This window comes from Photobacterium obscurum, assembly GCF_026191635.1.
Classification (GTDB): domain Bacteria; phylum Pseudomonadota; class Gammaproteobacteria; order Enterobacterales; family Vibrionaceae; genus Photobacterium; species Photobacterium obscurum.
This window is the reverse complement of record NZ_JAKRRW010000002.1, coordinates 298,973-314,263: the sequence shown is the minus strand read 5'-3', so window position 1 is coordinate 314,263 and position 15,291 is coordinate 298,973. Positions and strand designations below refer to the sequence as shown.

11 protein-coding genes are annotated in these 15,291 nt (G+C 45.2%); 2 read left to right on the top strand and 9 right to left on the bottom strand.

The features are described 5' to 3' along the window. Positions 1–84 precede the first annotated feature (84 nt). Complete coding sequence (locus tag MD588_RS03635; protein WP_265695489.1) at positions 85–1,524, top strand: glyceraldehyde-3-phosphate dehydrogenase; 1,440 nt, start codon at positions 85–87, stop codon at positions 1,522–1,524. A 191-nt stretch (positions 1,525–1,715) separates the two neighbouring features. After that, positions 1,716–2,933 carry a cation:proton antiporter gene (locus tag MD588_RS03630; protein ID WP_265695488.1) on the top strand — a complete coding sequence of 406 codons (1,218 nt, stop codon included), beginning with the start codon at positions 1,716–1,718 and terminating at the stop codon, positions 2,931–2,933. Here the strand turns inward: MD588_RS03630 and MD588_RS03625 are convergent. From MD588_RS03625 to MD588_RS03585, 9 genes are all read right to left on the bottom strand, one after another. Then, positions 2,910–4,283: a sensor domain-containing diguanylate cyclase gene (locus tag MD588_RS03625; protein ID WP_265695487.1), complete on the bottom strand. Its 1,374-nt coding sequence runs from the start codon at positions 4,281–4,283 to the stop codon at positions 2,910–2,912. The two genes, MD588_RS03630 and MD588_RS03625, sit on opposite strands and share 24 nt — an antisense overlap. Before the next feature lie 184 nt (positions 4,284–4,467). Beyond that, positions 4,468–5,676, bottom strand: coding sequence for an EAL and HDOD domain-containing protein (locus MD588_RS03620; RefSeq protein ID WP_265695485.1), 1,209 nt, complete (start codon positions 5,674–5,676; stop codon positions 4,468–4,470). Between the two features lie 432 nt (positions 5,677–6,108). Next, on the bottom strand, positions 6,109–6,954 hold the full coding sequence (locus tag MD588_RS03615) for an enoyl-CoA hydratase/isomerase family protein (RefSeq protein ID WP_265695484.1): 846 nt from the start codon (positions 6,952–6,954) through the stop codon (positions 6,109–6,111). Between the two features lie 107 nt (positions 6,955–7,061). Next, complete coding sequence (locus MD588_RS03610) at positions 7,062–7,721, bottom strand: protein kinase domain-containing protein (protein ID WP_265695483.1); 660 nt, start codon at positions 7,719–7,721, stop codon at positions 7,062–7,064. Between the two features lie 113 nt (positions 7,722–7,834). After that, positions 7,835–11,287: a type VI secretion system membrane subunit TssM gene (gene tssM / locus MD588_RS03605; protein WP_265695482.1), complete on the bottom strand. Its 3,453-nt coding sequence runs from the start codon at positions 11,285–11,287 to the stop codon at positions 7,835–7,837. A gap of 8 nt (positions 11,288–11,295) precedes the next feature. Next, positions 11,296–12,444, bottom strand: coding sequence for a type IVB secretion system protein IcmH/DotU (icmH, locus tag MD588_RS03600; protein WP_265695481.1), 1,149 nt, complete (start codon positions 12,442–12,444; stop codon positions 11,296–11,298). 10 nt (positions 12,445–12,454) lie between these two features. Then, entirely contained in the window at positions 12,455–13,777 is a 1,323-nt protein-coding gene (gene tssK, locus MD588_RS03595; protein WP_265695480.1) for a type VI secretion system baseplate subunit TssK, read from the bottom strand. A 6-nt stretch (positions 13,778–13,783) separates the two neighbouring features. Further along, complete coding sequence (gene tssJ, locus MD588_RS03590) at positions 13,784–14,257, bottom strand: type VI secretion system lipoprotein TssJ (protein ID WP_265695479.1); 474 nt, start codon at positions 14,255–14,257, stop codon at positions 13,784–13,786. A gap of 1 nt (position 14,258) precedes the next feature. Beyond that, positions 14,259–15,290 (bottom strand): type VI secretion system-associated FHA domain protein, encoded by a 1,032-nt coding sequence (locus MD588_RS03585; protein ID WP_265695478.1) that lies wholly within the window; start codon positions 15,288–15,290, stop codon positions 14,259–14,261. Position 15,291: the final 1 nt, after the last annotated feature.

The following is a 15,291-nucleotide window of genomic DNA, read 5'->3' as shown; positions in this document are numbered from 1 at the left end:
TACACTTGCAGCCATAAAAAATACAGTTCCTAACAGGATAATCACCTGTTTTTCTTCCCCATACGTGAAAGGTTCTAAGTAAAGATGAGTCCGGAAAAATACCTTCTTGACTGGCAGTCTAGCCAAACAAATGCAGAATCCATCTCACCACTTCTTGGCCAGCTATACCGCGAAAAAGGCGTAGAAGTCCTTCTTTTCGGCCGCCAAATCGTCAATGCTTCTGTCATCGACATTATCAAAGCACACCGCGTTGCCCGTCGTTACACTGGCAGCGAGTTACCTCCATCTCAAACTCTCCCACTAATTGAAGCGTTAACTGAACTTAACCTGTCACCGTGTCGAATCGATGTCGGCCAGCTAGCTTACGATTATTGGAAAGGCCAAGAAGATGCGAGTAATCTAAGTGACTTTTTGCAGACAGCATTAGTAGAATCACTCAGCAGTTCTCAATCCGTCGAACCCCGTGATGTTGTTCTTTACGGCTTTGGTCGAATTGGCCGACTGTTAGCTCGATTGCTGATTGAAAAAAGTGGCCAGGGCTATCCCCTACGTCTTAAAGCAATTGTTGTACGTGGTGGTAAAGTCGGAGATCTGGAGAAACGTGCTAGCCTGCTGCGCCGTGACTCTGTTCATGGGCAATTTAACGGAAGCATCACCGTTGACGAAGAACGTAAAGCCATTATTGTTAATGGCAACTATATTCAGGTCATTTACGCAAATAGCCCGGCCGAGGTTGATTACACAGCCTACGGTATCGACAATGCGCTTGTTGTTGATAATACGGGGATGTGGCGCGACACTGAAGGCCTGAGCCAACACCTTGGTTGTGCAGGCGCGAAAAAAGTACTGCTGACGGCGCCTGGTAAAGGTGACATCAAAAACGTTGTATTCGGCGTCAACGAATCCGCTATTCATGATGAAGACCAAATCATCTCGGCTGCGAGTTGTACCACTAACGCCATTACGCCAATTCTGAAAGCGGTCAATGATAAATACGGGATCCTTTCAGGCCATATCGAAACTGTTCACTCATTCACCAATGACCAGAATCTGATCGACAACTTCCATAACGGAGAGCGCCGTGGTCGTTCTGCTGCGCTGAATATGGTGCTGACTTCGACTGGTGCCGCAAAAGCCGTTGCAAAAGCACTGCCTGAGCTTACCGGTAAACTAACGGGGAATGCCATTCGTGTCCCTACCCCGAATGTTTCGATGGCAATTGCCAACCTGAACCTAAATTCTGACGTAGAAGCTGAAGAACTCAATCTCTACCTACGTGAGATGGCACTTAACTCACCGTTATCAGGCCAGATTGACTATACCCAATCGACTGAAATCGTATCAACCGACATCGTTGGGTCACGCCATGCCGGTGTGGTAGATGGCGCTGCCACTATCGCTCAGGATAAGCGTTGCGTGCTCTACATTTGGTACGATAACGAGTTTGGATACAGCTGCCAGGTCGTACACTGTATGGAGCAAATGATGGGTGTTCGCTATAAGACCTACCCAGAAGTGAAGTAACAAGTGAAATAAACCTAGCTGAAAACAATAATTATATTCTCCTCTTGCTCTTTGCCGCCTAGGTTCAACTAGGCGGCATTTTTATTGTTGGTAATTGTCCCTTACTTCGACAAATTACGCTATTTTTAAGGAGTTCAGCTTAAAAAGCGCCGCGGTCATAACTGAGTACCTGCTGAGTATGGGGAGCGATCATGGAACTCTTTTTCATCCTACTCGTTCTTCTCGTTACCACGCGAAGCTTCGGTGAGATAGCAGAACGTATTGGGCAACCGGCCCTGATCGGCGAGCTGATCGCCGGTATCGTGCTCGGTACCACCGCAGCACAATACGCCGATTTTATCCCCCATATCGCCGAGCTCAACCACAGCCCCATATTTGAAACAATTACTGAACTTGGCATGTTCTTTATCATGCTGTACGCAGGCGTTGAGCTTCAGCCAAGTCGGCTCATCGAATATTCTCGGGGAGCCGTAATGGTGGCCGTTTCTGGCATGGTATTTCCTATGCTGCTCGGCATTGGCTTAGGATGGATATTTCTCCCGCAGTCGGACGCCTTCTTTGCCCAGAGCGTATTTCTTGGTACAGCACTGGCGATAACCGCGGTTCCGGCGACGATTCGCATTCTGATGGATCTCGGAAAACTCGAATCACTATCGGGCCAGATCATCGTCTCAGCAGCCGTGTTCGATGACGTCCTGAGCCTGATCCTGCTTACCTGGCTGACTGCCCTCATCGGGGCCGAACCTACCAGCAGCTATGCCATAGCACTGCTGGTGCTCAAAATGCTCGCTTTCTTTGCCATCACCATCGTCATCGGTGTGTTTGTATTTCCGTTCGGCGGTCGCTTCATGCGTGGGATCAAACAAAAAGAATTTAACTTCAGCGCACTCTTAGTCTGGGCGCTCGCCTTTTCTGTCCTCGCCGAATTGCTTGAGCTGCACTATATTATCGGGGCTTTTGTAGCTGGCTTGTTCTTTGAGCGCAAAACCATAGATGCGTCTGCTTACGAAGACGTTCGCAACAAAACCTCCGCCATGACCTATGGCTTTCTGGCACCGATCTTCTTTGCTTCGATAGGGCTGCACCTGGACTTTACAGCCATCTTTGAGGTGCCGGTGTTTGTCGCTGCTTTGTTGTTTGCCGCTTTCATTGGCAAGTTTGTCGGTGCCGGAGCTGCTGCTCGCTATGTCGGGCTCTCATGGCAGGAAGCCTCGGCCATCGGCGCAGGCATGAGTGCCCGTGGAGCCGTCGAGCTGGTTGTCGCCGATATCGCGCTCAAAGCCGGGCTGTTTGACAGCCATGCGGTAGAATCACCTGTCATCGAACATATCTTTTCCGCTGTTGTTATTATGGCGGTACTGACCACCCTCGTCACACCGATACTGCTAAAGCGTATCTATCGTAGTTGATATGTTATAGAGCATAACCCGATTTCGACCGCAGCCTTTTGCTTGGTATAAGGCTTTATCCGCTTGATCGAGCAATACTTCAAAGTTTGCTTGTTTATTTAACGTCACTATACCAGCACTTACTGTCATATGGATGGTATTGCCGTCAATATGCAATGGGTTTTCCACAAGCAAGGTTCGAATCTGATTAGCTACCTCAACAGCACTCTTAACATTGGTATCAGGCAAGACAATGGCAAATTCTTCTCCCCCAATTCTTCCGAAAATATCTGACTCTCTCAGCCCCTGTCTGCTCAGTTGGGTAAAGTGCATTAACGCTTTATCCCCGACTCTATGTCCATAATTGTCATTAATTTCCTTAAAGTGGTCGATATCGAGAACAACAACGGTGAAAAGCCTATCCAGAAGCTTGTATAAGTGGAACTCTTTGTTCCCCATTTCCATGAAGTATCTTCGATTATTAATCTTAGTAAGCGCATCTCTGGTGGCTTCGAAATAGAGTTTGTCTTCATATTTCGTTCTATTGGCTTGTTCCTTTTGCAGAATATGTCGAGTCACAAGGATAATTACCAATGAGAAGACGGCCATAACTAAGATGACAGCAGGGATAATATCTCTGCTAGGTGAGTAAGGCTTCCATGAAAAGCGACCAATCTGATTACCCATAGGGGAGCGTAACGTCATGCTATGAGGTTGATTTTTTACGATCCAGTCAAGCTTCAATTCAAACAACTGGTAGTTGGTAGCAAGCATGTTTACGTACTCGTTATCCATCCGAGTACCTAACGCCAAGTAAGAGCCAGCTCTAGGAGCCCCTGTTTCCTCATCAATAAACGGGCCTCCTGCAACCAAATAAAGACTCTCTCCTAAAAGTAAATAGCCGCTTACCGCTTTGGTATCCGAGTCTGATTTTCCTGACATACTCATCAGCTCCGCGAGGCCTTGAGCCATAATTTCATCAAAGCTAAGCCGCTGCGCATCTTCATTTTTCGTCAGGTAGGAGGCTTGATTTCCTTCTTCAACCGCGACGCTAAAGTCAAAGCCATTTTTTTCTAGAAGGTAATCTCCAGAGTTTTTTTCAATCCATTGAGCATCATGCTCTACAACAATCTTCTCATAAGCTTCATCCCAATATGAATACTCTTCAAGCAACTCTTGTCTATGCAGTCTTTCGATTTTAAGAGCCAAGTTCATTCTTTGCCTGATTTCTGTCTCGGCAAGCCTATCTAGCGAACTTAGGAAATAGTACAAACTCCCCACCACAGCGATTGCCATGGCAAGGAAAATCCAGGAGATGATAACAATGACTGACCTGGCTGAGATAAATTCTTGAATGATTAATTTCGTCATGCTTAACAGGTTCTTAGTTACTAACTATTCACAACATACTTTTGCATGTCTAATACACCTAGCTCTGTCCATTGGCACCAAAATAATCACATCAAATTCACAATATCGCTTAGCCCATCTATCTGTGTTAGTTCGATTTGATTACTTTATTAATCGCAAAAACTGATTAGCATTAATAATCTACTCAAGTATCGATAGTGAAATTATCACTCCATATGACAGACTCGGCATATTGACTAGCGATAACTTCTTCTGAAATATCGAGTACTTTACAATAGTGATTAACCTGCTCCCAATCGGCTTTCTCATAAGCTTTTACTGCACTTAGCAGATAGCCAAGTTGTCCTTTACCTTCGTTCAGTGCCAACTTTAGTTCATCACTAAGGGGTAAATGGGTTAGAAGCAGAGCCAAAGGTTGATCAAGCAAAGAGTCCAACAAAGAGAAGAGCCCCATTATAAAAGCTTGACTAGGCTCTGCTTGAAATGATCCTTTAACTACGAGCTGCTCACAAATTCGCGCTCGTTGAATGGAAAGAACATATAAAGATTGAGGTTTATGCTGGCAGGCATGAGCCGCTGTCATTAATGAGATGAATAAGAGTAACTTATCCCGCCCAAGATAATTCAGTGCATGTTTAAATGAGGTTATGCCCTTAGTAATAAAGGATGATGCATTTACATATTTAAGAAGTTTATAAGATAATGAAACATCACTGGCTATCAATTTTTCTATTGCAGCATAATCCAGTTCAGGATTCGAAACCTCTTTACATAGTTGCATAATAACCAGCAGCGATGGCTCGATCGCCCGCTGTTGTAGCATTTCTGGTCTACTAAAGAAATAACCCTGAAAATAATCAAAACCGGCTTCTTTCGCCTGCTGAAATTCTTTATAAGTTTCTACTTTCTCGGCTAAGAATTTGATCTTATAACTAAGACAACGATTAATAAAAACCTTTGCCTTTTCCAGAGGAACAACTCGAATATCAAACTTGATGATGTTGATATAAGGCAGAAAAGGCTTCCAGCGGGAATCGGGAATAAAATCATCGAGAGCCAGCATGTAGCCTTTTTGAGAGAGGGTCACTACCGCTTGTAACAGTTCATCTGTCGGTTCGCAATCTTCCAGAATCTCAATAATAAGTTTATCTTTGGGGAATAAAGTTGGTATGAGCCTAATGATACTGCTGTATGGAAAATTAACGAAAGCAAGTTTGTTCCCCGTTGCATTGCAACATGAATTCATAAACTGCTCCGACAATAGGCGACTGGTTGCACTCTCAGCTTCTATATCGGGAAACGAATTCTTCGGGCCGTCACGGAACAGCAGCTCATAGCCAATCGTTTTTTTATTTGCATTTAGAATCGGTTGCCTGGCAACGTATGAGTACATATATTGTTAGTTCCTGAAATAGTCTAAATACAACAATCAATATAGAGACTATCGCGTTGGTTAACTTCCGAGCGCTTCTCTTTCATGAGCGCTAAGATGGCAGCCTACCATGCTCAGCTTGTAATCTATGAACGAAACTAATGTCGACAGGTGAGGCAACACCTCAAACCCAGTCAATTTATGTACTAATGATGCATTCTTTATTGGAATAAGTATTAACTAAATGTGTAAAAATATGAATAGCTCTGCAGTTCACCTCTAGTCCATGAGGGGTAGGCTTTAGCGAGGTTCAATTAAGAACCATCATTCCCCTTACTCAGTGTCATGCTTAGTCTCCTGGCAGTTCCGCAATGGCATATCAGGGAGCATTCATATAATGGGGGGCATACAGAATACGTCTAGCTCCAACGCCTTCCCCCATAGTTTGAAAACTTAAATTAAGCGAAACCAAAGCGGCCTTAATGCCCATAACGAAAAAAACACCACAGAAGGTGCGTATTTTTTTTTACTCCATAAAAAGCGCGATTGTTCTTTTAAAAATTCCGCACCTAAAAATGAATCTGCAAGTTGTTCAGATTCCCGTGCGTTAGTCGTTTTTAGCTCACCCAATTGGCTTCCGGCTAGAAACTTACGTTCTTCCTCGTTGGCAACCCAACCTTGAGCAATACGTTCTGCTTCAGCCATTAATTGATCCTGTGGCACTACCTTTTGAATTAATCCAGCATCAAACGCTTCTTTAGCCGTAGGTTTCCAGCCTTCACTTCCTAACATACGCTGAGCATTCATTTCACCCATTAAGCGAGGAAAATGGATGCTTGAGCACCCTTCAGGAGTTATACCCAAGGCCGCGAAAGGTGTGGAAAAGGTCGCATTTTCTGAGGCGATTATACTATTGGCTAATGATGCTGACGTTACGCTGGCTCCTAATGCCGGGCCATTAACTGCTATTAATAGCGGTTTATTGCAATTTAGAAATAGTTCGAATAGCGCCTGATTGTTTTTGATGATTAATTTACGCAGCTTTCTAGGCGCCATCAACTTTAATGAGCCACCTAGATTGACTCCAGCAGAATAATATTTACCTGCCCCAGTTAAAATTACAGCCCTGACTGTATTGTTAGCATTAGCCTTGGAAAAGGCTTCACTTAATGCATCCATCATCTCCATCGTCCAACCGTTTAATTTTTCTGGACGATTCATGGTTATGATAAGCACACCGCCTTTAAGGCTGGTTAATAGGTGGCGAGCAGCAATACTTGTTAAATTCAGGTCATTCAAAGTTTTTCCCCTACTAAAGCAATACCGTTCAAATAAGACTACTACACCCATCCTCCTTAAACCAAATTATGTAACCTAATTAGATAATTGCCTTATGCCTGTATATTTTACAGCACATTACAGTGTGAAGTTCTGGCTCTTAACCATAACTTCCAACGTCCCAGTTGGCGCTGGTCTTTTAATCCCAATACACTTTCATCGATTTGCTCTAGCCACTTTGCCAAGGCATACCAATCATCTTCCCTTTCTATGTTACCAATCCCTTCTTGCCTTGTGCTCCTTGAAAAACCGGGGGTCAGCTGCCATTCATTTAGCTGATAGAGCGACGTACCTACAGGCCAGGCGGCACCAAAATCGATTAACTTGATAGAACCTAACTCAGGTAGATATAGGATATTCGAAGGCTTGACATCACAGTGTACCCATCCAGCTTGATGGACACAGTCAATTGCTCGCACAATCTTAGGGAGGCACGCAATAAACAAGCTGCACTGGTCGAGCGAAAATGTTATCAGGCTCTCCCCTTCCACATAGGGCAATATTAGTAATGACGATAGGATCTCAATCGGCTGGTTAATATAAGGAGAATGGCACTGCGTCATGCAAAGCCATTCTCTTTCTAATTGCTCATGCTCAGCATGTTTAACAATGACTTTACCTCCTGTACCGTTATCAATAGCCACAAAAACACCAAGGCTCAGCACCTCGATGAGGGTATAGCGTTCAAACAGCACCGTACCAAGACTCAAATCTGGGATCTTTTTCATTTGGAACATTCTCATGAAAACCCAAAAGACGGCAAACGTGCCGTCTTTAATTTATCTGGGTGTTTATCATTCCTATGTCGAATTGACTAGCGGAGACTTACTCCCCCCAACCGCTATAGCGAAGATGGCAAATGAAAGTTTGTTAATAGCCCCTTTGTCAAAGCAGCGTTACTGTCTTTTAGCGCATACCGTAATACCACCTCTTCATTCGCAAGCTTATAGACAAGATTACGAACTCTTCGGTCGCCAGTCGCACTCGATTGGCCATCAAACAGCATTCGAAATAGCGCCCACTGCCCTGAATATGATTGACTCGCGATGCGGTTTTCACCCTTATAGAAGTTCGCAGAGATATAGCCATCTTCTCCCGTTGATGGCCACGCGATGTTTTGCCATAACCTCGGGCCATGACGGTAAGCAAACACGCTTTCTGCTTCGCGAAGATCAAACTTTGTGGTAGTTGTCGTCATCGAGCTTGCTTTGAGACGTAACTGCAAGGCCAGCTCCTGCCCGGTTGGCCCAAAGAATAGCTGTCTTATCTTTTTCGCTCGTTTGATTTGCTGCAAAGTCGCTAAACGCAAGGGAAGCTTTTCCCCTTCTACTTCGGCCAATTTCAACGTGCCGTTGTCCCAGTATGCAAACGGCTGGAGCTCTGCGGTTATAAATGTATCAATTCGTCCCTGCGGTTTAAACATGGTAGCAAAATCATCAATGGCAACCTCCCCACGCCCTTGTAATGAGAAAGGGAAACGTCCTTCGATAGCCTGGCGGTAAAATCCATATACCTGCTCTTTCCACTGGGTGTTTAAATAGCCGACACCACCCTTAACAACATGTTTCCAGGCTTGTTTGTCTAACGTTTTAATCCAAGACGCAACCTGACTTGGCGACCGGCCAGAGAGACGGCGAAGCGTTACTAATGCATCCTGGCTACCAGCAGCGTGCACCTTGGCATAACCGTAAAACGCCTTGGCAGGATCACTGCTTGTCAATGCCGTATCCAAATAGGTATTTAAATTGTCAAATTCCGTGATCAACTCGTCAACCGGCGCACTCTTGCCCTGTGTTGCCATAAATGAGGCGTAGCTGCTAAATGCTTCATTCACCACATAAGATGGCTGCAGGCGAACTAACTTATCACCCGCAATACGGTTAACTTTATCGACCTTTTTCAATACCTTTGCGGCCTTCTTCAAGCCCAGTTGCTTGGCAGCCTTGGTGTTGCCCTTGGTATCAGCATTATTTTCAGAAGCTAGCGTCGTATTGTTCACAACAGCATCAAGTACATCAATTAATGGACTGGTTGCTGGCTCGCGAGCTATTTTTACGGCGTATGCAAGATCCGCCATGCTGTCGAACTCTTTCACCTCAATATTATTTATCAGCTCTTTCCACTGATAAACATAATCAGAATAATAGAGCCGCTGTACTCTCTTACTTAACTTGGTTAACTCCGCAACTGAAGCCCCCGACATATCACCCTGAATCGATTTGAATTCTTCGAGCTGCTTCTTCAGTAGCGATGATTTAACGGATAAATCAAGTTTTGAATGCCCCTTACGTGTATAAAGCTCTGGCAGCAAATAACCATGGAAGCCGGGTTTGAACTGGAACATTGAAGAGAACTTGTCACCCAGCTGACGACGAATATCCACCCTATTCCGGTATTCTGGTAATGACTTCACTCGTGCATAAATTAAACGTTCCGGAGATAAGCCTTCGAGGTTTTGAACTGCAACCGAGATCAGCTCATCATTAGATTCCAGCACACGGCTATAGTCACTACCGAACAAATCGGTCATCAGAAAACTTAGCTGATTGATGCTATCGGCAGAAATATCGCCTTGGTCATTTAGGGTATCGACCAGATAGCCAATCATTTCATTTTGATCTAAACGATTCGCATCAAACAGCATTTGATAATAGCGTAGTAACTCGAAGACTTTGCTTGGATTACCTAAATTTACGTAGACGTATAACTCACTACTCAGTAGATCGGCAATCTGCGGCAACAGAAACTGCTGTAGCTGCTGCTGATAGACATAACGGATCTGCTCTGCAGTATCTTCTTGTTTAATACTAACTTTTTGATACCACGGTAAAGGCTTATCCCCTTCTTGAACGACCGCGCGCAGCTCATTCAATACTGGGATCAGCTCCGCTAAACCGGAATGTCCCTCTTGTAGACGGTTCACATCACTACGGTATAGGCTCAGTTCTGTTATGGCTTTACTTCTGAACGCTTCGTCTTGATTCCAGTTATCACGTAACTGCAAACCGAATAACGCCACCGCAGCCACTAGGCCCATGGCAAAAGCACTTCGGGCGGCAATGTAGCTATAATGACGACGCTTATTGACACCGACAATTTCAGCTTCCGGCAAGATCACATGGCTAAAAATCCGGCTTGAGAATAAGTTTTGACGACCTTGCGGCTGCGCCTGAACGATATCAGCATTAAAGGCAGCCTTTTCCGCGACCAATTGGGTAAGCAAATCATAGCTGGTACCTTTTTGCCCTGTCGTCACCAAGTACATACCACGTAGCCAGACTGCCTGACGAACACGATTTTCTCGTCCTAGGTTGGTCAGCAGTTCATTGGCTCGCTCGAAGAAAACACGTAGCTGATACGGTAAAGCAATAACTGAATCGGCCTCGTCTCTGCGCGCTTCACGCAGTAGCTGAAATTGCTGCTGAGATAAGTTTTTCAATATATCTTGGCAGGATCTTTCCAGCTGACGGGGTTCAAAGTGATTTTTGTCGTCTATTGAGAACGTCACGCCAAATGGATTTTCAACATCGCAGCCAGAATAGCTGGCAAAGAAGTTCACAAAGTCCGAGATCGTGTCTGCCTTGGTAAATACCGGATATACCGGCAGCGAAAGCCCCGTATGCTCCCCCAGCTGTAAGATAGCTTCCTGAAGGTTTGAGCTAAGGATCTGGCGGGCTTTCTTATCGCATTGTAAAAACTGATCACAGCCGATAGCCGTAATGACCCCATTGACTGCTTGGCGAGGGCGGTATTTCAACAATTGCTTCGCAAGCACGCGCCATAGAGCGTCATCAATACCTTCACTATCAAATAGACGATGACCAACCTCAATGACTACTGCGTTGTCATTGCTCCAAAAACGAACATATTGATCAGTATCACTTTCGTCAATGGAGCGATGCAATACCGGCTCTAAGTTATTTTGTTGCAGTAAACTACTTTTGGCGTCATTTTCACCGCCAATTAGTACATACCATGGCAGTTCATAGAGGCTTTTTAGTTTGTTGCCACGAGCGCCACGGAGTTGTTTAACCGCCGCTTTAAACAGCTGGCGGATAACCATGACATCTTGCTTGAACAATATGGACTGATCATGCTGTTGATCGTTACCCTTCGAACGGTTCAACCAATAGGCAAAAAATAGTGTCAGGATTGTACCAAGCAACAAACTGATCATAATTATCGGTTTAAGCAGTGAATCTGATTCGGGATCGGTTGGTATCCATAGCCACGCTGCTCCAAAGCAAGCAAACAGAACTATCGACAGCAAAAGTAATGGTTTATTTAGTTTCATGTTATTCATTATTGTTGTTGTCTATTTCGGCGAACGGATGCATTAAGGCCAAAGCGAACGTTAAGCTCATTTTTCAGCAATTTTGCTTTTGTAATATCTGCTTGATTAGGCACAATTAGCTCGGTGCCACCAGCAACATCATTCAGCTCTACGGTGTATCCGGCAGCCTTCAGATCTTTAGCCAGTCGCTCACCATCAGCACGCTCAGAGAATTCGGCCAATAACACCTGCCATCCAATCGTAGAAGGCGTGGCAGTATCGACTACCTGCTGTTCTTCTTTTGCCTTATCGATCAGTCCTAGATCTTCATCTGTGCTGATGTAGACCAAATCTTCATTCTGGGTGGTATGAATGAATCCATCCATCTTCAGAGAGCTAAAGGCAAGCAATGTCGGTTCGCTGCGGTTTCCATACCAATACTCTGAGAACAAGTACGATCCTAATATCACCGATAAGCTAATTAGCAGTAACTTCGACGTACTCAGAAAACACCAAGGTTTTTGAATATCCGGTAATTCTGGGGTTTTTGGCACTAACAGCGCTGACTCTTCACGGTAATAGCGAACGATAGTATAAAGTTCAGATTGCAGCTCATTGATTTTATGACGCTCTGAATGGCGGTACTTGCCGAGGAACCCCAACATAATGAGCACATACTGCAACTCTAAAAAATCGACCAACTTTGATGGCTGACGACGGGCCTGATCAAGCAGGTGAAAAAAGACTTCACCACCATTTCGCTGGTTAAACACCTTGCTAAGCAAAGAGTTGTTTTCCCAGCGCGACTTAACTCCCCAGCCCGTATACAAAATAGTTTCATCAAAAGCCGCACACAGCACAAAGCAACTTTTTTCTACCACGCTGGGGTGATAGTCCAAAAACAGGCCACGTCGCTTGAAATCAGCAATACCATCTAAGAGCTGCTGGCGAAAACCATCAATATCAAGCGGTGATCCCTGCCGCGGTAAACTCACTAACAACGCTAATAGCTCGCTTGCTGCATTCAGCAAAGGATTGCCATAAATCGCCAGGTTTTCGATTAACTTTTCTGTCCCGCTCAAATCAAGCGACACAGCCGGCTCTTCATTCGGCACTCGTCTTGTTGATTCAGTACGACGAATCGAAATCGTTTCTTGCTCATTGAATAATGAAGTCATGCACTGGGTCCTAGCGAATCACAAAAAATTCAACATCAACATCACCGATACGACTATCGACATGCAGTGCAATTGGTTCATCTTTTTGAATGAGTTCTCGCCATAAGGCCGACTGAGTATCAATTTCAAAATAGGCGGCATCACTGCGTGCTTTTAATTCAGAAGGAGGAACAGGGAGTGCACGTAGCGGGACGCCAGAAAGTGCATTACGAACAAGATCCGCAATCGTGCTATTACCTGCCAGTTTACTGGCCTGTGGGAACTGTTCGCTGAGTTTGACCGAGCCTAACGAAGACGAAACAACTAAAACAAAACGTCCTGCATTAAACAGTCCACGGTCTTGTACCAAGGTGCGTAATAATCGACGCTTTTCAAACAAGCTAGTGTCCCACACAAGCGTTGTTAAGCTGTCTAGCTGTACTTCTCGCAGCAAAACACGAATATCAGAAAACAAACCAGAGAAGAGAGAGTAAAGCCGGCTGTGTTCCCAGCGGTCGTATTCCTGCGGCATTTTCCCTTCTAGCCCTTGCATCTCACCGACGATTTTCAGGCATTCATGGTAAATATCATGCGGGGCCACCGTGCCGACATCCAGCCAAGACTTGACACTTGGCAACCATCTACCCAACGCCTGCAGCCATAAATAGTCACGAATTAATGCCTGATGGCTTTTGCTTGCCGACTCAACCTGTAAGCGTTGCGAGATGCTTCGAGCCCGATACTGCATCTGGGCGTAAATGTCATTCACATTATCCTGAAGGTAATCAGAAACAGTAAAATAGAGGCAAACCGGGATGAATGCTTTATTCAGTACCACTTCACCATCTGACTTATGCTCTGTGACGTGTGCAATCGGGATGATGGTGTAATCCTGGAGATCATCACCTTCCAGTTTTAGCTCGATGTTCAATTCTGCCAGCTCCAGCTGGAGCGCTTCGCTGTGGTCACGGCTGGTGTCAAAGACATTGTGATCTAGTCGACGATACCGACGGTGCTTATCTTGCTGGGTGCCAATATCAACGACACCTGAACGATAAATTGGCAGCGCAAGATAGACAAGCTTATCATTGGTACCAGGTGGTACTTCCAGCGCAAGTCCATTTTGAATATCAAACGGCGTACCGTCGGGAAATAAGCCTTTTGCTCTTTTGATCCCGACCTTACCGATATTGTTCAATGAACTATCAAGCTCTAATTCCGCCAGCCCATAGCGATTCGGGTTCATCAGCTCACGATAGTCTTTAACAAAACCTTCCAGGTAGCGTTCTTGCTGCTGGAAATGTTGCGGGCTAAGGAACATACCTTCAGACCAAACTACTTTTTTCTTATCCATTATTGGTTAGTCCTCTTGACCGGTAATACTTACGTTGACGCCGTCAAATTTGGCATCAATAACAACTGGCTGTCCCGCCATAATTTGTACAAATGCTTTATTTTTTGCCTCTCGATAGTCAGCAAATGCCGCCACCACGCCGACGTATTTCGTCTCGGCGATCAAAGGCAGTACAACCTGGCGCTTTTCATTCGGCAGGACACTGTCGAGATTGCGCTTGGACAGCAAACCGGCCTTTAATACTCCTTGGTCATCACTATACAGGTCAATAAAACTTGCCTGGCTAAATGCCTCGCTGTCCTGTAACTGATAGATACGTACTTCCAGTGGTGACGCTAAACCATCAATATTTGGGTTGATGTTGTTGGCAGCGTCAATATTGACAACGACTTGCAACGGAGAAGCATCCTGCCAAAACGCTAACCCACTGCAGCCGCTAAGCGCTAGCATGGCCAGAGCCATAATTAACTTTATTGTCATATCACTTTTCTCCGAGTGACTGCTTGATACGTAAACTTTCACTAAAATACGCTTTGAACTTCAATTGCCATTCCTGGTTATCTTGCTGGCGTTGGAAGTAACGCTTATACATTTCCCAGTAATCGGGTTTGCGACTAAAGAAACCGGGCTGTATTAAATCGTTGAACATCCCTTCAAGATGACTCGGTGCCATTTCGTCCATTAATCGACCAAACGCCATTTCAACAGCCTGTGTCATTAATTCTTGCTGCTTGGCTTGCATCGTGATGATCTGCTGCGCATCAATACCAGTAGCTACGCCAGAGGAGATGCTAATAGGTTCTGCAATATCACGTTGGAGCGGTACTGGCTGAAGACGGTTTGAGACAAGCTCAGCGGCAAAAGAGTCCGACGCCTCGGTGGCAAATGGATCATCATCAAAACTGCCCTCGTTAAAGCTGTCACCATTAAAACGATCGACATGAACAGATTCCAATTGCGGCAGCACTTCAGGTTCTAAATCGCCGAAAGGGTCAAGGTCGACAACACCGCCAGACATGGCTGGTTCTGAAATAGCGGAGAACGACAGTTCATCTGCGTGAGTCTGACGAACAACTTCAGGTTCGGCATGCTTATCCAATACAGGCAGCTCACCACCAAAAGGATCGTCAGCCCATTCTCCCAATGATGCGGATTGTGCCGGAAATGACGGCTTAATTGTCGCTCGCTCGGGAACAAAACAAGACACCATTAATCGATAATGACCCAGATCAAGCACATCACCATCATTCAGGCTCGAACTGTTGTTTTTCCCCAACGGTTGGTGATTACCGTTGATAAATAGCCCGTTGGTACTGACATCCATCACCTGGTAGCCACGGCTACCTCGATTGATAATCGCGTGGGTACCCGAGATGGCCCTTGATGCATCAGACAATTGCATCGTTGTTCCGTAAGAGCGTCCAATACTACCGCCCTCTTCCGGGAAGTTCTTGGTCCACTCAGAGATAGGTTCTCCATCAGGAGAGCTTATAATTCTTAATGATAACGGCATA